The organism is Pseudomonas sp. O39 (assembly GCF_045447295.1).
GTDB classification, from domain to species: domain Bacteria; phylum Pseudomonadota; class Gammaproteobacteria; order Pseudomonadales; family Pseudomonadaceae; genus Aquipseudomonas; species Aquipseudomonas antarctica_A.
Genome location: NZ_JBJGXV010000011.1, coordinates 37088 through 58173, shown reverse-complemented (window position 1 = coordinate 58173; position 21086 = coordinate 37088). Strand labels below are relative to the sequence as shown.

Sequence of the window (21086 nt, the reverse complement as noted above, 5' to 3'; positions counted from 1 at the left end):
GGTGTCCTTGTGGGAGCGGGCTGGCCCGCGATGCGCGAAGCGCAGGTTGCTTACTTTTTCAGGTCTTCCGCACCTTGCAACGGCTCATCCCCCAGCAGCAAGTCCTTATCGTGGCTGACCTGTTCTTCTTCAAACAGGCGCCAGGTCTTGTCGCCTTCCACACCCAGCAGTTCCACGAAGCGTCGGCCTTCGACCTTGTCGGTAACCTGGCCGACGTAGCGGCCGGGCTCGCTGTCGCTGCGGGCCAGGTTGATCTTGCGGTCCTTTTCCGGCTGGGTCGGGGAAATCAGGTTCAGCTCCAGGGTATTCGGGTTGCTGTTGCCGGTGAGGTGCAACTCGACTTCACCGGTCAGTTCGTCCAGGTGCACGTTGGCCCGCAGTTGCAGGGTCTGGGCCAGCAGTTCGCGGTCCAGGGAGCGGTTGATACCCTTGCCGGCTTCGTAGTAGTTGTCGTTAACCAGGTTGTCCGGGTTTTTCACCGCAATGGTCACCATGGACAAGGTCAAGGTCACCGAGCAGGTCAGGATTCCAATGATGATCCAGGGCCAGAGGTGCTTGTACCAAGGGCTTGCGGCAGTAGCTACGGGCATTGTTGTGCTCTCTAGTTAGCGAACTTTATGTTTAACGGACTTGTGGGCCGATGAATCGGCTCTTGGCTTCAATGTGGACGCTGTCGTCATCGGCATCCTTGAGGATGAATTTCACCTCGTTGGTACTCGACGGCAGTTGCTCCGGCGCGCTGGACAGCTCCACCGGCATGCTGAAAATTTCTCCGGCGGCGACCTTGATTTCGCGTCGGCCTTGCAGTTTGAGGTCCGGCAGGCCCGAGGCGTCGAGCACGTAGGTGTGGTCGCGCTGGTCCTTGTTCATGATTTTCAGGCTGTAGACGTTTTCGATGCGCCCTTCAGCGTTTTCCCGGTACAGCACGCGGTCCTTGCTGACGTCGAATCCCACCAGCGAGCGCATGAAAAATGCGCCGGCCAACAGGCTGATCATTGCCAGCAACACCAGGGCATACCCAATCAGGCGGGGGCGCAACTTATGGGTTTTCTGCCCGGACAGGTTGTGCTCGGTGGTGTAGCTGATCAGGCCGCGCGGGTAGTCCATCTTGTCCATGATGTTGTCGCAAGCGTCGATACACGCGGCGCAGCCGATGCACTCGATTTGCAGGCCGTCGCGGATGTCGATACCGGTGGGGCACACCTGCACGCACATGGTGCAATCGATGCAATCCCCCAGGCCCTCGGCCTTGTAGTCGATGCCTTTCTTGCGTGGGCCACGCTCTTCGCCACGGCGCGGGTCGTAGGACACGATCAGGGTGTCTTTATCGAACATCACACTCTGGAACCGCGCGTACGGGCACATGTAGATGCACACCTGTTCGCGCAGCCAACCGGCATTGCCATAGGTGGCAAGGGTAAAGAAACCGACCCAGAAATACGACCAGCCATCGGCCTGGCCGGTGAAGAAATCAAACACCAGTTCGCGGATCGGCGAGAAGTAGCCGACGAAGGTCATGCCGGTGACAAAACCGATCAACAGCCACAGCGTGTGCTTGCTGAATTTGCGCAGGATTTTGTTGGCGCCCATCGGCGCTTTATCCAGTTTGATACGCTGGTTACGGTCGCCTTCGGTGACCTTTTCGCACCACATGAAGATCCACGTCCACACGCTTTGCGGGCAGGTATACCCACACCAGATGCGTCCGGCATACACGGTGATAAAGAACAGGCCAAAGGCGGCAACGATAAGAATGCCCGAGAGCAGGATGAAATCCTGGGGCCAGAAGGTCGCGCCAAAAATGAAGAATTTACGCTCCGGCAGGTTCCACCAAACGGCCTGGTGGCCACCCCAATTCAGCCACACGGTACCGAAGTAGAGCAGGAACAAACCGGCACCACCGAGCATGCGCAAATTGCGGAACAGGCCGGTGAAAGCGCGGGTGTAGATTTTCTCTCGCGACGCATAGAGGTCGACCGTGTTGCTGGCGTTTTTGGCAGGCGGGGTAACGTCGTTTACCGGTATCTGGTTGCTCATCATTGCATCCCACGGCGGTGGAGATTTGCCTCGGCCAGTACGTGCCAACCGGGGTCAAAAATAGGGTCTTGCAGTGGCGTAATGATACGCCTCCGGTCCTGCTCAAAGGGTGCGACCTTTGGTCGCGTTGGGGGAAATCAATTGATGGTGTACGTGATCTGGATCAATTGACTTGGCAAGTATGGACGGTTTTGGCGGTTGTGGTGGTCGTGCGAGTCTTAAAGCCCTCCACCCAAGAGACCGAGGTCTAACAACAAACAGTTCGAATGTGGGAGCGGGTTTGCTCGCGAATTCGCGGTGTCAGTCACCTTATTCATTACTGACACACTGCATTCGCAAGCACGCCCGCTCCCACACTGGATCTGTAGTGTGTGCAGAAAAAAGGCCCTGTCAGCGACGGCTGACAGAGCCTCCTTCTATTGGCGTCTGCCTTACTGCGCTTCAGCCTGCTTATCGCCATGGGACAGGCTGTAAACATACGCTGCCAGCAAGTGCACCTTGTCATTGCCTTGCAACAGTTCCTGCGCAGGCATCTGGCCCTGGCGGCCATAACGGATGGTCTGCTGCAGTTGCGCAAAGCTCGAACCGTAGATGAATGCACCCGGGTGGGTCAGGTCCGGCGCGCCCATGGCTGGGGTGCCTTTGCCGGCAGGGCCGTGGCAGGCCACGCAGTTGGCGGCGAAGAGTTTCGCGCCGTTGGCGACGTCGGCCTTGGCGCCTTCGGGCAGTTTGCGGCCGTCGAGGTTGGTCACCACAAAGCCTGCCACATCGGCCACGCCTTGCTCGCCGATGACTTCGGCCCAGGCCGGCATCACTGCATGGCGGCCTTTCATGATGGTTTCCTTGATGGTGGCGGGCTCACCACCCCAGCGCCAGTCGGCGTCGGTCAGGTTAGGGAAACCGTAGGCACCCTTGGCGTCGGAACCGTGGCATACCGAGCAGTTGGAGGCGAACAGGCGGCCACCCATCTTCAAGGCTTGCGGGTCTTTGGCGACGTCTTCGATCGGCATTGAGGCGAACTTGGCGAAGATCGGCCCGAACTTGGCGTCCGACTTGGCCATTTCCTTTTCCCATTCGTGCACGCCGGTCCAGCCGGTCTGGCCATTGGCGAATGGGGTTTGCTTGTCGTTGTCGAGGTAGTTGTAGCCCGGCAGCAAGCCCTTCCAGTTACCCAGGCCGGGGTACAGCGCCAGGTAGCCAAGGGCAAAGATGATGGTGCCGACGAACAGCATGAACCACCATTTCGGCAACGGGTTGTCATACTCCTCGATGCCGTCGAACGAGTGGCCGACTGTCTCGTCTGTTTGCTCGGCGCGCTGCCCCCTGCGGGTCGACAGCAGCAACCAGGTCAGGGCGAAAATGGTACCCAGACTGAGGACTGTGACGTACAGACTCCAGAACGTAGTCATTCTTTGTTACTCCTAGACGCTTGCTCGACGTGCTTGATGGCTTCGGGATCATCTGCAAAGGGCAGCATGGTCGCGTCGTCAAACTCCGACTTGCGCCGTGGGCTGAACACCCACAACGCCAGGCCGATAAAGGCCACCATCACGACAACGGTGCCCAGGCCTCGAATCATCCCGATATCCATGAAGATCACCGTTTGCTTTTGATGATGGTGCCAAGGCCTTGCAGGTAGGCCACCAGTGCGTCCATTTCGGTCTTGCCCTTCACGGCGGCGGCTGCACCGGCGACGTCTTCATCGGTGTAGGGCACGCCCAAGGTGCGCAGGACTTCGAGTTTCTTCGCGGTGTCCTTGCCGTCGAGCTTGTTTTCCACGAGGAACGGATACGCTGGCATTTTCGACTCAGGCACCACGTTGCGCGGGTTGTACAAGTGCGCACGCTGCCAGTCATCGGAGTAACGACCGCCGACGCGGGCCAGGTCCGGGCCGGTACGTTTGGAACCCCACAGGAACGGGTGGTCCCAGACGCTTTCACCGGCAACCGAGTAGTGGCCGTAGCGTTCGGTTTCGGCGCGGAACGGACGGATCATTTGCGAATGGCAACCCACACAGCCGTTGGCGATGAACACGTCACGGCCTTCAACTTCAAGCGCGGGGCGCGGCTTCATGCCTTCTACGGGTTTGTTGGTCACGTCCTGGAAAAACAGCGGAACGATCTGGGTCAGGCCGCCGATGCTCACGGCGATGACCATGAAGAAGGCCAGCAGGCCGATGTTCTTCTCGACTACTTCATGCTTCATCAGTGAGCTCCCACAACGGCGATCTTGGTGGCGGCTTCGGCTTCTACCGGGTCGGAAGCACGCACGGTGCGCCAGACGTTGTAGGCCATGAACAGCATGCCGCTGGCAAAGAACGCACCACCGATGGCGCGGACGATGTAGCCCGGGTGGCTGGCTTGCAGCGCTTCGACGAAGGAGTAAGTGAGGGTGCCGTCATCGTTGATCGCACGCCACATCAGGCCCTGGGTGATGCCGTTGACCCACATCGAGGCGATGTAGAGCACGGTGCCGATGGTGGCCAGCCAGAAGTGGGTGTTGATCAGCCCGACGCTGTGCATCTGCGCACGGCCGAACAGTTTGGGGATCATGTGATACAGCGCGCCGATGGAGATCATCGCCACCCAACCGAGGGCGCCGGCGTGTACGTGGCCGATGGTCCAGTCGGTGTAGTGGGACAGGGAGTTGACGGTCTTGATCGCCATCATCGGCCCTTCGAAGGTCGACATGCCGTAGAACGCCAGTGACACCACCAGAAAGCGCAGGATCGGGTCGGTGCGCAGCTTATGCCAGGCGCCCGACAGGGTCATCATGCCGTTGATCATGCCGCCCCAGCTCGGGGCCAGCAGGATGATCGACATCGCCATGCCCAGCGATTGCGCCCAGTCCGGCAGCGCGGTGTAGTGCAGGTGGTGAGGACCGGCCCAGATGTACAGGGTGATCAGCGCCCAGAAGTGCACGATAGAGAGGCGATACGAGTAAATGGGGCGCTCGGCCTGTTTCGGCACGAAGTAGTACATCATCCCCAGGAAACCGGTGGTGAGGAAGAAGCCTACGGCGTTGTGGCCATACCACCACTGGATCATCGCGTCCGTCGCACCGGCATACGCCGAGTAGGACTTGAACAGGCTGACCGGCAGGGACGCGTGGTTGACGATGTGCAGCATCGCCGTCACGAGGATGAAGGCACCGTAGAACCAGTTACCGACATAGATGTGCTTGGTCTTGCGCTTGACGATGGTGCCGAAGAACACCACGGCGTAGGTCACCCAGACGATGGCCAGCAAAATGGCGATCGGCCATTCCAGCTCGGCGTATTCCTTGGTGGTGGTGTAGCCCAGCGGCAGGGTCACGACCGCACCGACGATGACGGCTTGCCAACCCCAGAAGGTGAAGGCCGCGAGGCCGTCGGAGATCAGTCGCGTCTGGCAGGTTCGCTGCACGACATAGTAGGAAGTGGCAAATAACGCACAGCCACCGAAGGCAAAAATCACCAGGTTGGTGTGCAGCGGGCGCAGGCGGCCGAAGGTCGTCCATGGCAAACCGAAATTCAATTCCGGCCAAACCAGTTGCGAGGCGATAAACACCCCGAGCCCCATGCCAAGGATCCCCCAGACCACCGTCATGATGGCGAACTGGCGGACTACCTTATAGTTATAAGCAGTCGGACTGATTGCTGTGCTCATTCTAAGGTTCCACGGTTTAGGTTTTTTTATAGGTATAAATCGGCCGCAAGTATGTAGAAAGCGAGGGGCCATTGCAACGCAATGGCTGACCTGTATCAATGCGTTCCACGCCAGATTCTGCGCCCTTTCCATGTTTTACGTAAGGACAAAATCGGAAATAGAAAGCTGATCGAGTGGACAGGAAATTTTATTGCTGGCGGGGACTTGTAACTTGGTGTGTGTAAACACGCTCTCGAGGTGACGAGTGGTCAGTGGCACGATAGCCGGTCACTGCCAGCCTTTGCGCCTGTCACCCTGCAAAAATGTTCAACCCATCGAGTGCAAATCGGCCGTCGACCGGTCAATACCGATCCACTGTGGGAACAAGCGTAGACCCGAATGGCAGGAGGGGAAAGTTGGGGTGGGGAAGGGTGTGACAAAGAGCCGCGGGGCGGCAGCGTCAAGCGGCAAGTTGCAAGCCCCAAGAAAAAACGGCTGCAAGATCAAAGTTGGGAGCTCTTCACTTGCAGCTTGAAGCTTAAAACTTGCAGCTCACCTGCTGCTATTGATGGGACAGGCTGTAAACATAGGCCGCGAGCAGGTGCACCTTGTCATTACCTTGCAGCGCGTCCTGCGCCGGCATCTGGCCTTGGCGGCCATGGCGGATGGTCTGCTGCAATTGCGCCAGGCTGGTGCCGTAGATAAAGCCGGCAGGCTCGGTCAGGTTCGGCGCGCCCATGGCTTCCGTGCCGTGGCCTTGTGGCCCGTGGCACGCCACGCAGGTGGTGTTGAAGGCGGCTTGACCGGCCGCCAGATCCGCGGTGCTGTCAGCGGGTAATGGCAGCTTGGCCAGGTCGTGGCGCACAAAGGCGGCGACGTTTTTCACACCGTCCTCGCCTAATATCTCGCCCCAGGCCGGCATCGCCGCGTGGCGACCATTGAGGATGGTCGTCTTGATCGCGTCGGCCGAGCCGCCCCAGCGCCATAGGTTGTCCGCCAGGTTCGGAAAGCCATACGCGCCCTTGGCATCCGAGCCGTGGCACACCGCGCAGTTGGAGGCGAACAGGCGACCGCCCATCTTCAGCGCTTGCGGGTCCTTGGCGACTTCTTCTACCGGCATGGCGGCGAACTTGGCGAAGATCGGCCCGAACTTGGTATCGGCCTTGGCCATTTCCTTGTCCCATTCCTTGGCCGAGGTCCATCCGTCTTCATAGCCCGGCAACACGCCTTTCCAGTTGCCCAGGCCCGGGTAGAGGATCAGGTAGCCGACGGCAAACACCAAAGTGCCGGCGAACAGCATGAACCACCACTGGGGCAGCGGGTTGTCGTATTCCTCAATGCCGTCGAAGGCGTGGCCCATGGTCTGGTCGACGCTGCCCTTGGTCTCGCCCTTGCGGGTGCCGATCAACAGCCAGGTCAGGCCGATCAGGCTGCCGAGGGTCAGTACGCAGATCCATGTACTCCAGAAGGTAGTCATGGGCGAGTGCTCCTTGTTGCAGGCTCTTCTTGAGCGTCGGATGGGGAAGGTTCATCGGCGAAAGGCAGCAGGCGTGCCTGCTCGAACTCTTCATTGCGCCGGTTGTTGAACACCCACAGCGACAGGCCGATAAAGGCGATGGCGACCACCAGCGTGCCCAGGCCGCGGATGGTGCCCGCATCGAATTCAAATCCCATGGCTCACCTCTTGCTCTTGATGGCAGTGCCGAGCACTTGCAGGTAAGAAACCAGCGCGTCCATCTCGGTCTTGCCCTTGAGGCTTGCTACCGCACCGCTGATGTCTTCGTCGGTGTACGGCACGCCGAGCGTGCGCATCACGTGCAACTTGGTCTCGGTGTGGCTGCTGTCGACGGGGGCGGTGACCAGCCATGGATAGGCCGGCATTTTCGATTCCGGCACGACGTTGCGCGGGTTGTACAAGTGCGCGCGGTGCCAGTCATCCGAGTAGCGCGTGCCGACGCGCGCCAGGTCCGGCCCGGTGCGCTTGGAGCCCCACAGGAACGGGTGGTCCCATACGCTTTCGCCGGCGACCGAGTAGTGGCCGTAGCGTTCGGTCTCGGCGCGGAACGGGCGGATCATCTGCGAGTGGCACTGCACACAGCCTTCTCGGATGTAAATGTCGCGGCCTTCCAGTTGCAGCGCGGTGTAGGGCTTCATGCCTTCCACCGGTTTGTTGGTGACGTCCTGGAAGAACAGCGGGACGATCTGGGTCAGGCCGCCGATGCTCACGGCGAGCACCATCAGCAGCATCAGCAGGCCGACGTTCTTTTCAATCGTTTCGTGTTTCATCACTGACTCCTCAGGCCATCTGCGCAGCGGTGGCGTGTTCGGCGGTTTGGAGGGATGACGCCGAACGCACGGTGCGCCATGTGTTGTAAGCCATCAGCAACATGCCGCTGAGGAAGATCGCCCCGCCCACCAGTCGCACGATGAAGCCAGGGTGGCTGGCCACCAGGGTTTCGACGAAGGAGTAGGTCAACGTGCCGTCTTCGTTAATCGCACGCCACATCAGGCCCTGGGCGATGCCGTTGACCCACATCGAGGCGATGTAGAGCACGGTGCCGATAGTGGCCAGCCAGAAGTGCGCGTTGATCAGGCCGAGGCTGTACATCTGCTCGCGGCCGAAGACTTTCGGGATCATGTGGTAGAGCGCGCCGATGGAGATCATCGCCACCCAACCGAGGGCGCCGGCGTGCACGTGGCCGATGGTCCAGTCGGTGTAGTGGGAGAGGGCGTTGACGGTCTTGATGGCCATCATCGGCCCTTCGAACGTCGACATGCCGTAGAAGGCCAGGGAGACGACCAGGAAGCGCAGGATCGGGTCGCTGCGCAACTTATGCCAGGCGCCCGACAGGGTCATCATGCCGTTGATCATGCCGCCCCAGCTCGGTGCCAGCAGTACCAGCGACATCACCATGCCCAGCGACTGTGCCCAGTCCGGCAGTGCGGTGTAGTGCAGGTGGTGCGGGCCGGCCCAGATGTACAGGGTGATCAGGGCCCAGAAGTGCACGATGGACAGGCGATAGGAGTACACCGGCCGCTCGGCCTGTTTCGGTACGAAGTAGTACATCATCCCGAGGAAGCCGGCGGTGAGGAAAAAGCCTACCGCGTTATGCCCATACCACCACTGCACCATGGCATCTGTCGCGCCGCCATAGGCCGAGTAGGACTTGGTCCAACTCACCGGCAGGGAGGCGTGGTTGACGATATGCAGGATGGCCACGGTGATGATAAACGCGCCGAAGAACCAGTTACCGACATAGATGTGCTTGGTCTTGCGCTTCATCACCGTGCCGAAAAACACGATGCCGTAGGCGACCCAGACAATGGCGATAAGAATAGCGATCGGCCATTCCAGCTCGGCGTATTCCTTGGAAGTGGTGTAGCCCAGCGGCAAGCTGATGGCCGCCAGCACAATCACCAATTGCCAACCCCAGAAGCAGAACGCGGCAATTTTCGGTGCGAACAGCTGTGTCTGGCAGGTGCGTTGCACCGAGTAGAAGGAGCTGGCGAACAGTGCGCAGCCGCCGAAGGCGAAGATCACCGCGTTGGTGTGCAGCGGGCGCAAGCGGCCGAAGCTGGTCCAGGGCAAGTCGAAGTTGAGTGCAGGCCAAACCAATTGGGCGGCGAGAAAAACCCCGAGCCCCATGCCGACGATGCCCCACACCACCGTCATAATGGCGAATTGGCGGACCACCTTGTAGTTATAGGCGGTACTTAAAGTAGTGTTCATGGTTCCCCATCCACGGTTCAACCCAAGCAAATGCGGCACTTGGGCTGGAGTTATAGGCAGACTAAAAAGCGAGGCAAGCATGGGCAAAGAGCACAAGGCCAGTATTGACGGGGATCAATGGGCGCAGTGTGTGCGGGAGCATGGCTGGTTGTGGGATGCCGCGACCGGGTCTATCGCGCGTGCGCCGGTGACGCTGATCCTGGCTCATGGCGCGGGTGCGCCGATGGACTCATCCTTCATGAGCGACATGGCTGCACGCCTTGCCGGGCACGGCGTGAACGTGTTGCGCTTCGAGTTCCCGTACATGGCTCAGCGCCGGTTGGACGGCGGCAAACGTCCGCCGAACCCGGCGCCGAAACTGCTGGAAGCCTGGCATCAGGTGTATGCCGAGGTGCGACGTCATGTCGCTGGGAAATTGGCGGTTGGCGGCAAGTCCATGGGCGGGCGCATGGCCAGTATTTTGGCCGATGATTTGGGCGCCGATGGGTTGGTGTGCCTGGGCTATCCGTTCTACGCGGTGGGCAAGCCGGAAAAGCCCCGGGTTGCGCATCTGGCCGGGCTGAAGACGCCGACGTTGATTGTGCAGGGTGAGCGCGATGCCTTGGGCAATCGAGCGGCGGTGGAGGGGTATGAGCTGTCGCCGAGCATCGAGGTGATGTGGCTGGTGGCGGGCGATCATGACTTGAAGCCGTTGAAGGCGTCGGGGTTTAGTCATGAGCAGCATGTGGAGGCTGCGGCGGTGAAAGTCGCTGAGTTTCTGGGTGCCTGTTAGGGCCCCTTCGCGAGCAAGCCCGCTCCCACATTTTGACCATGTTCATTCAGAACAACGCGGTCAAATGTGGGAGCTGGCTTGCCTGCGATAGCGGTCTACCGGTTGAAACGCTCTACCAGCGAATACTGGGTATTGGCGGTATGCGTCAACTCTTCACTCAACTGAGCCGAGTTCATCGCCTGTTCCGAGGTCTGATCCGCCAACAGCGCAATCGTGCTGATGTTGCGGCTGATCTCTTCGGCCACCGCGCTTTGTTCCTCGGTGGCAGCGGCGATCTGGGTGGTCATGTCGGTGATATTGGCCACGGCCTCACTGATGCCCACCAACGCCTGATCCGCCTCCATCACCCGCGCCACACCTTCTTCGGCCTGGCGATGCCCGGCGTCCATGGTTTGCACCGCAGCGGCGGCGGTCTGCTGCAGCTTGGCGATCAGGGCATGGATCTGCCCGGTGGACTCAGCGGTGCGCTGTGCCAGTTGACGGACTTCGTCGGCCACCACCGCAAAACCGCGGCCCATCTCACCGGCCCGCGCCGCTTCGATGGCGGCGTTCAGCGCCAGCAGGTTGGTTTGGTCGGCGATGCCTTTGATCACATCGACTACGCCGCCGATTTCATCGCTGTCCTTGGCCAATTGCGTAACGGTCACACCGGTTTCGCCCACGGCGACCGACAGACGCTGAATCGCCTCGCGGGTTTCCCCGGCGATGTCGCGGCCGCGACCGGTCAGGCGATTGGCTTCCTGAGTGGCGTCGGCGGTGCGCTGCACATGGCTGGCGACTTCCTGGGTGGTCGCCGCCATCTGGTTGACTGCGGTGGCCACCTGTTCGGTTTCTACACGCTGACGTTCCAGGCCGCTGGAGCTGTTGTGCGCCAGGGTGTTGGACTGCGCCGCCTGGTCGTTAAGGTGCTCGGCAGTGTCCTGCAAACGTGTAAGGCACGTCTTCAAACGCGCCTCCTGGCTGAGGATCGACATCTCCAGCCGCGCTTGTGCGCCACGGCTGTCGGTGTACATCTGCGCGATCAACGGGTCGGAAGTGGTCTGCTCAGCCAGGCGCAACAAGCGCTTGAGGCCGCGCTGCTGCCAGCTCAGGCCCAGCAGGCCCAGCGGCACCGACAAACCCGCCGCAAGGGCAAAGCCCCAGTGGGAGTTGAGCGAAGCACCGATCATGAAGCTCAACTGGCTGACCAGAATAAACGGCAGCCAGTCTTGCAGCACCGGCAGCCATTTGTCCCGCTGAGGCACGGCCGACTTGCCCTGGTTGATGCGTTGATAGAGCGCTTCGGCCCGTCGGATCTGCTCGGCGGTGGGCTTGATGCGCACCGATTCGTAGCCGATCACCTGGTTGCCATCGAAGACCGGCGTCACGTAGGCGTTAACCCAGTAGTGATCGCCCGTCTTGCAGCGGTTCTTAACGATGCCCATCCATGGCAAGCCTTGTTTGAGCGTGGACCACATGTGCGCGAACACGGCCGGTGGCACATCCGGGTGACGGACCAGGTTGTGCGGGGCACGGATAAGCTCGTCGCGAGTGAACCCACTGATTTCGACGAAGGCGTCGTTGCAGTAGGTAATCACGCCTTTGGCGTCTGTGGTGGAGATCAACCGTTGCTGAGCGGGGAAGGTACGTTCGCGCTGGGTAACGGGTTGGTTATTACGCATGATTGTTCAATCCGCAAGGCTTTCATGGGTTGTCGGCCATTGCGGGCATTTATTTAACTTATTTTTGCAACAATCAGCCCGCCAGCATCGGGTAGGTAAACAACCCGAAGTGAAGCAGATTCAAGCCAAAATGCGTGGCGATTGCTGCACCCAAGCCGCCAAAGCGATAGGCCAGCCCATAACCGACGCCTGCGATGCTCGCCAGCAGCACCCAATGCCAGCCTGCGCCCAGGTGCACCAGGCCGAATAACAGCGCGGCCAATAGCAGTGCCAAGTTCTCGCCGTAGGGCAGGTGTTTGAAGCGTTGGCTCAGGCCGCCCTGGATATAGCCACGAAACAGCGCCTCTTCGACCAGGGTCACCAGCAGCAGGTTATTCAGCACCCACAGCCACGCCTGTTCCGGCCATTTGGGTGCCCAGCTGATCATCCCCAGCAATGCGGCGCCACCCAAGGCCGCGACCGCCGTCAGGGTCACCGCCAGGGTGGCGACATAAATCGACAGGCGCAACGAACGCCGCGCCACAATCCATGGGCAAGCGAGTAGGAGCCAGAAGCCAATCAGCGGTTTGTCCTGGTTCAGGTACATCGAGAACGGCACCGAGTCCGGTGTAAGGCGCTCGGGCGCGATGCCACGGCCGTTGTAGAAGCCCGGCAGCCAGTGCATCGCCAGGCCCAATGCCAGCACCACGAACAATCCATGCCCGAGGTAGCGCGCCCAAGGGCTGCGTTGCTGGCGTACGGCGTACCCGGCGATCAGCAGCATCGCAACGGAGACCACCGCCAGGATGCCCAATTGCCCGTAGGTCAAGGCCAGAACATAGCCAATGGAAAGAAGCACCAGGTACAGCCAGGGCAAAGCGATCATGTGAAATCCTTCAAAAAAACTGGCCGGCATTATAGCGACCGAGCTTGTTCGCAGGCATGAAAACTCTTCCACGCACAGCGCCTGGTGGAAGTGATTGCATAACTGCAAGGCGGCTGGTTATAGTCGTCGCGTCCTTATCCCTTCAAAAAAGATCAGCACATGCCAGCTTCCCTGCGCATAGCGGTAGTCGATTCAGCGGTCAACGCTGTGGTCGTGCCGTGCGGGAATAAGCAGCCTGCGCAGATCAGTCACTACCCCCCACCTGTCAGTCGCACGCCGGTGTACGCAGTCGTATCACCGCCGGGTGTTGGCATTACGGGCTGATCAGCGAATCGCTGTGCCCTGTGCCCGCCTGAAAAAAACCTACTGAGTTTCAGCCTTGGCTGAATTGGCTTTTTTGCCTGATGACAGGTGGTAACCATGTCTGTTCTTTCGAAACAATCCGTGGCCGCGGCGGCCTCGACGAGCCTGTTTGTCCTGTTGTGGAGCAGCGGGGCGATTTTCTCCAAGTGGGGTCTGGCCCATGCTTCGCCCTTTGCCTTTCTGCTGATTCGTTTTGCCATCGCCCTGGCGGGGTTGGTGGTTCTGGTGCCGATCCTCAGGTTGAAACTGCCACGTCCCGGCAAGCCCCTGCTGTATGCGGCGGCGACGGGGCTGGTGTTGCTAGGGGCGTATCAGATTTTCTATCTGCTGGCGCTGGATCTCAAAGTCACGCCAGGGGTGATGGCCACCATCATGGGCGTGCAGCCGATACTCACGGTGGTACTGGTAGAGCGTCAGCGTTCGTTAAGCCGGATGTTCGGTCTTGGGCTGGGGCTGGCGGGATTGATCATGGTGGTCTATCAGGGCATTGGAGTGTCGGGCATGTCCCTGGCCGGGATGGTGTTCGGCTTGCTGGCGCTGGCGAGCATGACGTTCGGCTCGATCATGCAAAAGCGTATCACCGACAACCCTCTCGGGACGTTGCCCGTGCAGTACCTGGCGGGGCTGCTGCTGTGTGCCGTGTTTGTGCCGTTCCAGCCTTTCCACTTTGAGCAAAGCGCCAGCTTTTACCTGCCGGTGCTGTGGATGGGGCTGGTGGTGTCGTTATTGGCGACGCTGCTGCTGTACCGTCTGATCGCGCGCGGCAATCTGGTGAATGTCACCAGTTTGTTCTATCTGGTGCCGGCGGTGACGGCGGTGATGGATTACCTGATCTTTGGCAATCGGCTCGCGCTGTTGAGCCTGCTGGGGATGGGGTTGATCATCATAGGGTTGGGGTTTGTGTTTCGTAGACGTTGAGTGTGGCGCTGAGCGCTGAATCAACCCTGACGGGAGCCCGCCAAAACGGGCGCCCGTCAGGCCTGCGATCTATTGTCGAGTGAGTGCAGTCGTCAGCGTCTGCGCCATGCTTTTCACATACTCGCGCAATTCAGGCACTGCGGTGGCTTCCCAGTCACGCGCCTGGAGGAAGGGGCCGACGTAATACAGCCAGTCTGACGGCACTGCATTGCAATCGAGCAGTGCGCCTGACGGTGCGATAGCCATACCCGTTCCGAGTGCGTCAGGCACTAACAGCCCATCTGCACGCAGGGATTTGAGCAGGGGGTCGTCCAATTGGCGAAGGTCCAGTGCCGGCGTCGTGCAATTGATCACCGCTTTGACCTCCAGATGTTCCTCGGTGCTTGCGCCACGACGACGTACCGACACGCTTACGCTCTGAGGATTGGACGCGTAGCCGACGATGCGCCCGGCCAGCAGCTTGAGCTGTCCGCTGGCAAGTTCTTCGTGCAGGCGGGCTCCCGGTTGGGGCGCGCAACGATGCCGATGGGCATCCCAGTAGGGGCGTATATGCCGCAAGAATCGCCGGCGTTCATCGAGCGGCAATGCATGCCACAACTGCAGGGTGGCAGACCTCAACCCACCGATGATGTCGCGCCAGTCTCCTCCGGTTTGGGCGTGCAGCCTGACCGCATCACGGACTGCGCGCACGTAATGACGCACCCTGCAATCGGTCAACATGTGCTGTGACAGCCCTTCGTCGTAAGCAGGATGTGCATTCAACTCACGGTGGGGCTGTGGCAGAAGGCCACGGCGTGAGACGGCCTGAATAGTGCCTTTGTGGCCCCGATCACGTAAGTCGAGCACGACATCCAGCATCGTCAACCCGCTACCGATCAGGAAGACAGGGTCATTTGCACTGATGCCATCGAGTGCGCCGGGTTGCCATGGGTCATGCACGTAGCGTGGGCTTTCGTAGAACTGTCGATATTGGGGGGCAATAGAAGGTGCTTGGCGTGCACAACTACCAATGCTCAAAACGATGGTGTCGGCCCGATAATGCTCTCCGTTATCCATCAAGAGCAGTGCACCCTGTGCATTGGGCTGGGGAACTATTTTCACCACTTCCCCAATAACTTCTTGCAGCTCGCAGCCCAGCGGTGCGCGGCAGGTTGCATCGTTAAGCAGCGCTTCCAGGTAATCGCCATACACGCGCCGCTCTACAAAGGAGCCGGGTGTAGCCGTTGGGGGTGCTGCGTTTGACGTAGTCATAAAAGCTGTCGTCTTCGCCGGCGAGGGCGTTCATTCTGCCTGCGGGCACGTTGAGTACGTGCGCGCGGGCACGGGTGCTGTAGGCGACACCCCGGGCCATAGTGCCAGGCCGGCTGATCAACAGAATTTTCAAAGGGGTGACCGGCGGGTGGCGCAATAAATGTACGGCCAGCGTCGAGCCGCAGAAGCCTGCGCCGATAATCGCGAGGGTCTTGGTATTCATTCCAGCTCCAGTTTCAACGCTGCTCATTTTTCATTTGACAAAGTTGTTCTATTGCTCTTTTTGAATAAGAGCCGATAAGTGATGTGTAGAGTCGACCGATGGATTGTATGAGCGTGATAATGAAGTGGATCGGGTTCGTCATCCAGTGCGCAACTGCGGCCATTCAGCGTTCGTTGATATAGATCAGTCGCACTCCCGATAGGCGTTGTCGACGCATCATAGCTGAATATGAACTATACCTTCCTCGGCGTTTGCAGCCCGGGCGCCTCGGATGAATAGGTTTTTCCGGTCGCTGCGTGTGGGGCAAGTCGCTGCTGTTGGGCTGATGAGTCGATGGCGCACTCACATTAGCTCGTCATGTCGGACGGGTGTGGGATTGATGCCATCCAGCTATTTAGGCAGCGTAACGTTACTAACCCCCGGTCTGGAGGCGCAACACCTCATACTAGAGCATTTGAGGGAGGCGAGGCCGTCGACCGTTGGTCACCAGTAAGATTGCTCTTACCATGTAATGCTGTAATAATTCCGACCTTATTGTGGCCTATATCCTACCTCCCTACAGGATATGTAGTACGCTCGCAAAGGGATATTGTGTCTATTTTAGCATCGCGTAGCCTTTCCAATGCTCTGCCGAACGATGTTTGCCTGGCAAACGTCGCGGTATTGATGTGCTCGTACAATGGTGAAGCGTTCCTTGCTGAACAGCTCGACTCCATTGAACGGCAGAGCCATAGCGGCTGGACATTAGTCATTTCTGATGACGGTTCCAAAGATGGTACTTCGCAGATCTTCCAGAAGTACTGCAATCGTTGGGGCAGCGACCGCTTGCGCGTCGTGGCGGGTCCTCAAAAAGGCTTTGTCGCCAATTTTCTGTCGCTCACGTGTCGCGCCGATATCCAGGCAGATTATTTTGCATGGTGCGATCAGGACGATATCTGGAATGACGAGAAGCTGCAGGTGGCCATTGAGTGGTTGCAGGCCCAGCCCTCAGATGTTCCGGCCCTTTACTGTGGCCGCACTCAACTGGTCAGTGACTCGGGTGTCACGCTTGGTTATTCGCCGCTATTCACGTTGCCTCCTCACTTCTCGAACGCGCTCGTTCAGAGCATTGCGGGCGGCAATACGATGGTGTTCAACCAGGCGGCTCGCGAGTTGATCATGGAAGCGGGGCTGGATGTCGTAGTCCCTTCTCATGATTGGTGGGCGTATCAGCTCGTCACGGGTGCGGGAGGCGTCGTTCACTACGATCCCGAGCCTAGAATGCAGTACCGCCAGCATGATGAAAATCTGATTGGCAGCAATTCCAGCTGGGCAGCTCGCCTGGTTCGGCTACGGATGATCTTTCAAGGACGTTTTTACGAGTGGAACGAACAGAACATTCGTGCACTCGAAGCCATGCAGCATCGTCTTTGCGAAGAGCATCGAACGACCCTTGCGCGCTTTAAAGGTGCGCGGAGTCAAACGTTATTTAGACGAGTGCTGGGGTTCCGGTCGGCCGGTTTATATCGGCAGACGTTCATGGGTAACCTCGGGCTAATTCTTGCAACACTACTGAAAAAGATCTGACTCAATGACTATCTTAGTAACCGGCGGTGCTGGCTTTATCGGTGCAAACTTTGTATTGGACTGGGTAGCCCAGGCGGATGAGCCGGTCATTAATCTGGATAAGCTGACGTATGCCGGCAACCTGGAGAACCTCAGCTCGCTCGAGGGTGACAAGCGCCACGTGTTCGTACAGGGCGATATCGCCGATACCCAACTGGTCCAGCGCTTGCTCGCTGAACACCAGCCGCGCGCTATCCTGAACTTCGCCGCCGAGTCGCACGTTGACCGCTCTATCCATGGCCCGGAAGACTTTATCGAGACTAACGTCGTCGGTACCTTCCGTCTGCTGGAGGCGGTGCGCGCCTACTGGAAAGGTTTGGACGCTGATGCACAGCAGTCTTTCCGTTTCCTGCATGTGTCGACTGACGAAGTCTATGGCTCCCTGGCCAAGGACGATCCTGCGTTCACCGAAACTCATCAGTACGAGCCTAACAGCCCTTACTCGGCGAGCAAGGCTGCGAGCGACCACCTGGTACGTGCCTACCACCATACCTATGGCTTGCCGGTACTGACGACCAATTGCTCGAACAACTACGGCCCGTACCATTTCCCGGAAAAATTGATTCCGTTGATGATCGTCAACGCACTGGCAGGCAAAGCACTGCCGGTGTACGGCGACGGTCAGCAAATTCGTGACTGGTTGTACGTAAAAGACCACTGCAGCGCTATCCGTCGTGTACTGGAAGCTGGCACTGTGGGTGAGGTCTATAACGTGGGCGGCTGGAACGAAAAGCCAAACCTGGACATCGTCCACACCGTTTGCGCCTTGCTCGATGAACTGCGCCCTCAAGCGGATGGCAAGCCTTACAGCGACCAGATCGCTTACGTGACGGATCGCCCTGGCCATGACCGCCGTTATGCCATCGACGCACGCAAACTGGAGCGTGAGTTGGGTTGGAAACCGGCCGAGACATTCGAGACTGGTATTCGCAAGACCGTGGAGTGGTACCTGGACAATCAGGATTGGGTGAGCAATATCCAATCGGGTTCGTACCGCGAGTGGGTAGAAAAGAACTACGCCGAGCGTTCGGCATGAGGATCCTTCTACTTGGCAAAAATGGCCAAGTGGGATGGGAGCTTCAACGCAGCTTGGCCCCTTTGGGCCAAGTGCTTGCGCTCGACTCGAAAAGCCAGGACTACTGCGGCGACCTGAACGATCTGCAGGGCTTGGCCGCGACTGTGCAGCGGTTTGCGCCTGACGTCATCGTCAACGCCGCCGCTTACACCGCCGTCGACAAAGCCGAAAGCGAGCCCGCCCAGGCCCTGCGTGTCAACGCAGAAGCCCCGGCGGTACTGGCGGCCGAAGCGCTGAAGCTGAATGCCTTGCTGGTGCACTATTCCACCGACTACGTGTTCGCCGGCACCGGCGACACACCTTGGCTGGAAAGCGACCCTGTCGGCCCGCTGAGCGTCTACGGCACGACCAAGCTGCAGGGCGAGCAGGCCATTCAGGCCAGTGGCTGTGCGCACCTGATCTTGCGTACCAGCTGGGTTTACGCAGCACGCGGTAACAACTTCGCCAAGACCATGCTGCGCCTGGCCATCGAGCGTGACAGCCTGAACGTGATTGACGACCAGTTCGGCACGCCCACCGGGGCGGACCTGCTGGCCGACGTCACCGCTCACGCGATCCGCATCCTGGGCTCAAACCCGCAGTTGAGCGGGGTGTATCACCTCGCGGCTGCGGGCGAGACCACCTGGCACCGCTATGCCCGCTTTGTGCTCGAACAGGCGCAAGCGGCGGGTGTGCAGCTCAAGGTCGAACCGGCCAACGTGGGCGCGATCACCACCGCGGCCTACCCGACGCCGGCCAAGCGCCCTGGCAACTCCCGACTCAACACTCAAAAACTGCAGAATGCCTTCTCACTGCGCCTGCCTGAATGGCAGGACGGCGTGGCACGGATGCTTAAAGAAATTCTAGAGAAATGACCATGCTTAAACGTAAAGGAATCATTTTGGCCGGTGGTTCGGGCACACGCCTGCACCCTGCAACCTTGGCAATCTCCAAGCAATTGCTGCCGGTTTACGACAAGCCAATGATCTACTACCCGCTGACCACGCTGATGCTGGCGGGTATTCGCGACATCCTGATCATTTCCACGCCGCAGGACACCCCGCGCTTTGAGCAGCTTTTAGGTGATGGCAGCAAGTGGGGCTTGAACATTTCGTATGCCGTGCAGGCTTCACCGGATGGCTTGGCGCAGGCGTTCATCATTGGCGAAGATTTCATCGGTAATCATTTGTCTGCCCTAGTGCTGGGTGACAATATTTATCACGGTCATCATTTTGATCAGTTGCTCAAAAGTGCAATGGTCCGCGAGGAAGGCGCGAGCGTCTTTGCTTATCACGTGAACGATCCGGAGCGCTATGGCGTGGTGGAGTTCGATAAGCAGGGCAAGGCAATGAGCCTGGAAGAGAAACCGCTCAAGCCGAAATCGAACTATGCGGTCACTGGGCTGTATTTCTATGATCAGCAGGTAGTTGATATTGCCAAAAGTATCATACCTTCGCCTCGTGGCGAGCTGGAGATCACAGACCTCAATCGCGTTTACATGGAGCGAGGCAGTCTTTCTGTCGAGATCATGGGGCGGGGTTATGCTTGGCTGGATACCGGTACTCACGAGTCTCTTCTTGAAGCAAGTCACTTTATCGCCACTCTGGAGCATCGACAGGGTCTTAAAGTTGCCTGCCCTGAAGAAATTGCGTTCCGTCAGAAGTGGATCGATGCTGAGCAACTGGAGCGTCTGGCGGCACCACTGGCCAAAAACGGTTACGGGCAATACCTCAAGCGGCTGTTGAGCGAGACCATTTACTAATGAAAGCAACGCCGTTAGCTATTGCTGAAGTAGTGCTATTCGAACCCAAGGTATTCGGCGACGATCGGGGGTTTTTCTTCGAAAGCTTCAACCACCAACAGTTTGAAAGTGCTATCGGTCGTACTGTGCAATTTGTTCAGGACAACCATTCGCGATCGGCAAAGGGTGTGTTACGCGGGCTGCATTACCAAATCCAACAGGCTCAAGGGAAGTTGGTGCGTGTGGTTCAAGGTGAAGTATTTGATGTGGCTGTGGATATTCGTCGTAGCTCCGCGACTTTCGGCAAATGGGTAGGTACCTATTTGTCTGCCGAGAACAAACACCAGCTATGGGTGCCGGAAGGCTTCGCGCATGGCTTTGTTGTGCTCTCTGAGACGGCGGAGTTTCTCTATAAAACCACGGATTACTACGCTCCTGAATATGAGCGTAGTATTCGTTGGAATGATCCCTCGCTGGCTATTGATTGGCCATTTGAGGGGGATGTTATATTGGCTGCAAAGGATGCAAGTGCCAAGTTCATCGCAGATGCTGAGGTGTTTGAATAAGGATAGGCAATTGTCAAAGGAGAGGCGAGTGGGCGTAATTTAAGGTGATTTCATTCTGTTTCAGAATGAAAGATTAGGTTTTAGCCACTCTTCTTTCCGATCCGGCGCCGCAGGTCGATTTGCAATAAGCAAACATTCAACACGCCTTTCGTTCTCAATCCTTACAGTTCAATGATATGCTGTCTTGTTGTATTTAAGCGGACGCGATGGCTACTAAATAGGCCAAAAAAACCTTACACAACATTATTCATGTTGTTGTGCAGGATTGCAGCTTATTTGATAGTCTGCTTTGTTACGTAGGGCAGGATGTTAGGACGCATGCGGTGAAATGCTCTTGTAACGCTTAGAAGGGGAGTGTACTTGAGTTTAAGTATACCCTCTTCCTTGGCGGAGGTCTGGTCAGCGATCGCGCGGAAGTAAAAAGCAAAGCGAGGTGTGCGGACTGGTTATTGCCGAAGACACGCTGTTGATATCACTAGCCTTTTTCCACCCCAAACCGATGGTCTTTCGACGATCTCATTCAATGTGTTTACATCTTGAAAGTTGGCAATGCCAATTGGAACTGTGTTTTTCAGATTAGCCTCCCTAACAGTTATCTTGTTCATCCACGAAAACCCCTTCGCGTGTGATGTGCTGGATCTATCAATCACGATATCCCCTACCACGGCGATAAT

At 58.4% G+C, this 21086-nt stretch carries 19 protein-coding genes and 1 pseudogene; 7 read left to right on the top strand and 13 right to left on the bottom strand.

The window, feature by feature from the left end; genetic code table 11:
* Positions 1 to 50 precede the first annotated feature (50 nt).
* The 10 genes from ACI77D_RS16125 to ccoN (ACI77D_RS16080) form a co-directional block, all read right to left on the bottom strand.
* Positions 51 to 590, bottom strand: a complete 540-nt coding sequence (locus ACI77D_RS16125; RefSeq protein WP_262665895.1) for a FixH family protein — start codon at positions 588 to 590, stop codon at positions 51 to 53.
* A 31-nt stretch (positions 591 to 621) separates the two neighbouring features.
* Entirely contained in the window at positions 622 to 2037 is a 1416-nt protein-coding gene (gene ccoG, locus ACI77D_RS16120) for a cytochrome c oxidase accessory protein CcoG (RefSeq protein WP_407017027.1), read from the bottom strand.
* Between the two features lie 431 nt (positions 2038 to 2468).
* Positions 2469 to 3446 carry a cytochrome-c oxidase, cbb3-type subunit III gene (ccoP, locus tag ACI77D_RS16115; RefSeq protein WP_064453579.1) on the bottom strand — a complete coding sequence of 326 codons (978 nt, stop codon included), beginning with the start codon at positions 3444 to 3446 and terminating at the stop codon, positions 2469 to 2471.
* Positions 3443 to 3628, bottom strand: coding sequence for a CcoQ/FixQ family Cbb3-type cytochrome c oxidase assembly chaperone (locus ACI77D_RS16110; RefSeq protein ID WP_003193169.1), 186 nt, complete (start codon positions 3626 to 3628; stop codon positions 3443 to 3445). Before ACI77D_RS16110 ends, ccoP (ACI77D_RS16115) begins: the two co-directional genes overlap by 4 nt.
* A 5-nt stretch (positions 3629 to 3633) precedes the next feature.
* Positions 3634 to 4242 (bottom strand): cytochrome-c oxidase, cbb3-type subunit II, encoded by a 609-nt coding sequence (gene ccoO, locus ACI77D_RS16105; protein ID WP_407017026.1) that lies wholly within the window; start codon positions 4240 to 4242, stop codon positions 3634 to 3636.
* A complete protein-coding gene (gene ccoN / locus ACI77D_RS16100) occupies positions 4242 to 5684 on the bottom strand; it encodes a cytochrome-c oxidase, cbb3-type subunit I (protein ID WP_064453578.1) in 1443 nt (480 codons plus the stop codon). Before ccoN (ACI77D_RS16100) ends, ccoO (ACI77D_RS16105) begins: the two co-directional genes overlap by 1 nt.
* Before the next feature lie 541 nt (positions 5685 to 6225).
* Positions 6226 to 7140, bottom strand: coding sequence for a cytochrome-c oxidase, cbb3-type subunit III (gene ccoP, locus ACI77D_RS16095; protein WP_221295385.1), 915 nt, complete (start codon positions 7138 to 7140; stop codon positions 6226 to 6228).
* Entirely contained in the window at positions 7137 to 7337 is a 201-nt protein-coding gene (locus ACI77D_RS16090; RefSeq protein WP_064453576.1) for a cbb3-type cytochrome c oxidase subunit 3, read from the bottom strand. The genes ccoP (ACI77D_RS16095) and ACI77D_RS16090 overlap by 4 nt, the downstream gene beginning before the upstream one ends.
* 3 nt (positions 7338 to 7340) lie before the next feature.
* The gene (gene ccoO, locus ACI77D_RS16085; protein ID WP_053257421.1) at positions 7341 to 7949 is read right to left on the bottom strand and encodes a cytochrome-c oxidase, cbb3-type subunit II; all 609 of its coding nucleotides are present in this window, start codon (positions 7947 to 7949) and stop codon (positions 7341 to 7343) included.
* 10 nt (positions 7950 to 7959) lie between these two features.
* Positions 7960 to 9393 (bottom strand): cytochrome-c oxidase, cbb3-type subunit I, encoded by a 1434-nt coding sequence (gene ccoN / locus ACI77D_RS16080; RefSeq protein ID WP_064453575.1) that lies wholly within the window; start codon positions 9391 to 9393, stop codon positions 7960 to 7962.
* A 79-nt stretch (positions 9394 to 9472) separates the two neighbouring features.
* Between ccoN (ACI77D_RS16080) and ACI77D_RS16075 the strand changes: the two genes are divergently transcribed.
* Positions 9473 to 10165 (top strand): alpha/beta family hydrolase, encoded by a 693-nt coding sequence (locus ACI77D_RS16075; RefSeq protein ID WP_407017025.1) that lies wholly within the window; start codon positions 9473 to 9475, stop codon positions 10163 to 10165.
* A 95-nt stretch (positions 10166 to 10260) separates the two neighbouring features.
* Here ACI77D_RS16075 and ACI77D_RS16070 read toward each other — a convergent pair whose 3' ends face one another.
* Positions 10261 to 11826 (bottom strand): PAS domain-containing methyl-accepting chemotaxis protein, encoded by a 1566-nt coding sequence (locus ACI77D_RS16070; protein ID WP_221295383.1) that lies wholly within the window; start codon positions 11824 to 11826, stop codon positions 10261 to 10263.
* 73 nt (positions 11827 to 11899) lie between these two features.
* Positions 11900 to 12691, bottom strand: coding sequence for a lysostaphin resistance A-like protein (locus ACI77D_RS16065; protein WP_407017024.1), 792 nt, complete (start codon positions 12689 to 12691; stop codon positions 11900 to 11902).
* Between the two features lie 420 nt (positions 12692 to 13111).
* On the opposite strand from ACI77D_RS16065, the gene ACI77D_RS16060 reads away from it, so the two are divergent.
* Entirely contained in the window at positions 13112 to 13972 is an 861-nt protein-coding gene (locus tag ACI77D_RS16060; RefSeq protein WP_407017023.1) for a DMT family transporter, read from the top strand.
* A gap of 69 nt (positions 13973 to 14041) precedes the next feature.
* On the opposite strand, the pseudogene ACI77D_RS16055 reads toward ACI77D_RS16060, so the two are convergent.
* Positions 14042 to 15446, bottom strand: a pseudogene (locus tag ACI77D_RS16055) (FAD/NAD(P)-binding protein).
* Between the two features lie 591 nt (positions 15447 to 16037).
* Between ACI77D_RS16055 and ACI77D_RS16050 the strand changes: the two are divergent.
* The 5 genes from ACI77D_RS16050 to rfbC are packed head-to-tail and all read left to right on the top strand — an operon-like array spanning position 16038 to position 20412.
* A complete protein-coding gene (locus ACI77D_RS16050; protein WP_407017022.1) occupies positions 16038 to 17012 on the top strand; it encodes a glycosyltransferase family 2 protein in 975 nt (324 codons plus the stop codon).
* 4 nt (positions 17013 to 17016) lie between these two features.
* On the top strand, positions 17017 to 18087 hold the full coding sequence (rfbB, locus tag ACI77D_RS16045; protein WP_064453568.1) for a dTDP-glucose 4,6-dehydratase: 1071 nt from the start codon (positions 17017 to 17019) through the stop codon (positions 18085 to 18087).
* Complete coding sequence (rfbD, locus tag ACI77D_RS16040) at positions 18084 to 18980, top strand: dTDP-4-dehydrorhamnose reductase (RefSeq protein ID WP_407017021.1); 897 nt, start codon at positions 18084 to 18086, stop codon at positions 18978 to 18980. Before rfbB ends, rfbD begins: the two co-directional genes overlap by 4 nt.
* Positions 18981 to 18982: 2 nt before the next feature.
* The gene (gene rfbA, locus ACI77D_RS16035) at positions 18983 to 19867 is read left to right on the top strand and encodes a glucose-1-phosphate thymidylyltransferase RfbA (RefSeq protein WP_407017020.1); all 885 of its coding nucleotides are present in this window, start codon (positions 18983 to 18985) and stop codon (positions 19865 to 19867) included.
* Complete coding sequence (gene rfbC / locus ACI77D_RS16030) at positions 19867 to 20412, top strand: dTDP-4-dehydrorhamnose 3,5-epimerase (protein WP_407017019.1); 546 nt, start codon at positions 19867 to 19869, stop codon at positions 20410 to 20412. The genes rfbA and rfbC overlap by 1 nt, the downstream gene beginning before the upstream one ends.
* The last annotated feature ends 674 nt before the right edge of the window (positions 20413 to 21086 follow it).

Bases quoted from the DNA above. Each gene is read 5' to 3' on its own strand.
- ACI77D_RS16125 (WP_262665895.1), bottom strand. From the start codon at position 590: ATGCCCGTAGCTACTGCCGCAAGCCCTTGGTACAAGCACCTCTGGCCC.
- ccoG (WP_407017027.1), bottom strand. From the start codon at position 2,037: ATGAGCAACCAGATACCGGTAAACGACGTTACCCCGCCTGCCAAAAAC.
- ccoP (WP_064453579.1), bottom strand. From the start codon at position 3,446: ATGACTACGTTCTGGAGTCTGTACGTCACAGTCCTCAGTCTGGGTACC.
- ACI77D_RS16110 (WP_003193169.1), bottom strand. From the start codon at position 3,628: ATGGATATCGGGATGATTCGAGGCCTGGGCACCGTTGTCGTGATGGTG.
- ccoO (WP_407017026.1), bottom strand. From the start codon at position 4,242: ATGAAGCATGAAGTAGTCGAGAAGAACATCGGCCTGCTGGCCTTCTTC.
- ccoN (WP_064453578.1), bottom strand. From the start codon at position 5,684: ATGAGCACAGCAATCAGTCCGACTGCTTATAACTATAAGGTAGTCCGC.
- ccoP (WP_221295385.1), bottom strand. From the start codon at position 7,140: ATGACTACCTTCTGGAGTACATGGATCTGCGTACTGACCCTCGGCAGC.
- ACI77D_RS16090 (WP_064453576.1), bottom strand. From the start codon at position 7,337: ATGGGATTTGAATTCGATGCGGGCACCATCCGCGGCCTGGGCACGCTG.
- ccoO (WP_053257421.1), bottom strand. From the start codon at position 7,949: ATGAAACACGAAACGATTGAAAAGAACGTCGGCCTGCTGATGCTGCTG.
- ccoN (WP_064453575.1), bottom strand. From the start codon at position 9,393: ATGAACACTACTTTAAGTACCGCCTATAACTACAAGGTGGTCCGCCAA.
- ACI77D_RS16075 (WP_407017025.1), top strand. From the start codon at position 9,473: ATGGGCAAAGAGCACAAGGCCAGTATTGACGGGGATCAATGGGCGCAG.
- ACI77D_RS16070 (WP_221295383.1), bottom strand. From the start codon at position 11,826: ATGCGTAATAACCAACCCGTTACCCAGCGCGAACGTACCTTCCCCGCT.
- ACI77D_RS16065 (WP_407017024.1), bottom strand. From the start codon at position 12,691: ATGATCGCTTTGCCCTGGCTGTACCTGGTGCTTCTTTCCATTGGCTAT.
- ACI77D_RS16060 (WP_407017023.1), top strand. From the start codon at position 13,112: ATGTCTGTTCTTTCGAAACAATCCGTGGCCGCGGCGGCCTCGACGAGC.
- rfbB (WP_064453568.1), top strand. From the start codon at position 17,017: ATGACTATCTTAGTAACCGGCGGTGCTGGCTTTATCGGTGCAAACTTT.
- rfbD (WP_407017021.1), top strand. From the start codon at position 18,084: ATGAGGATCCTTCTACTTGGCAAAAATGGCCAAGTGGGATGGGAGCTT.
- rfbA (WP_407017020.1), top strand. From the start codon at position 18,983: ATGCTTAAACGTAAAGGAATCATTTTGGCCGGTGGTTCGGGCACACGC.
- rfbC (WP_407017019.1), top strand. From the start codon at position 19,867: ATGAAAGCAACGCCGTTAGCTATTGCTGAAGTAGTGCTATTCGAACCC.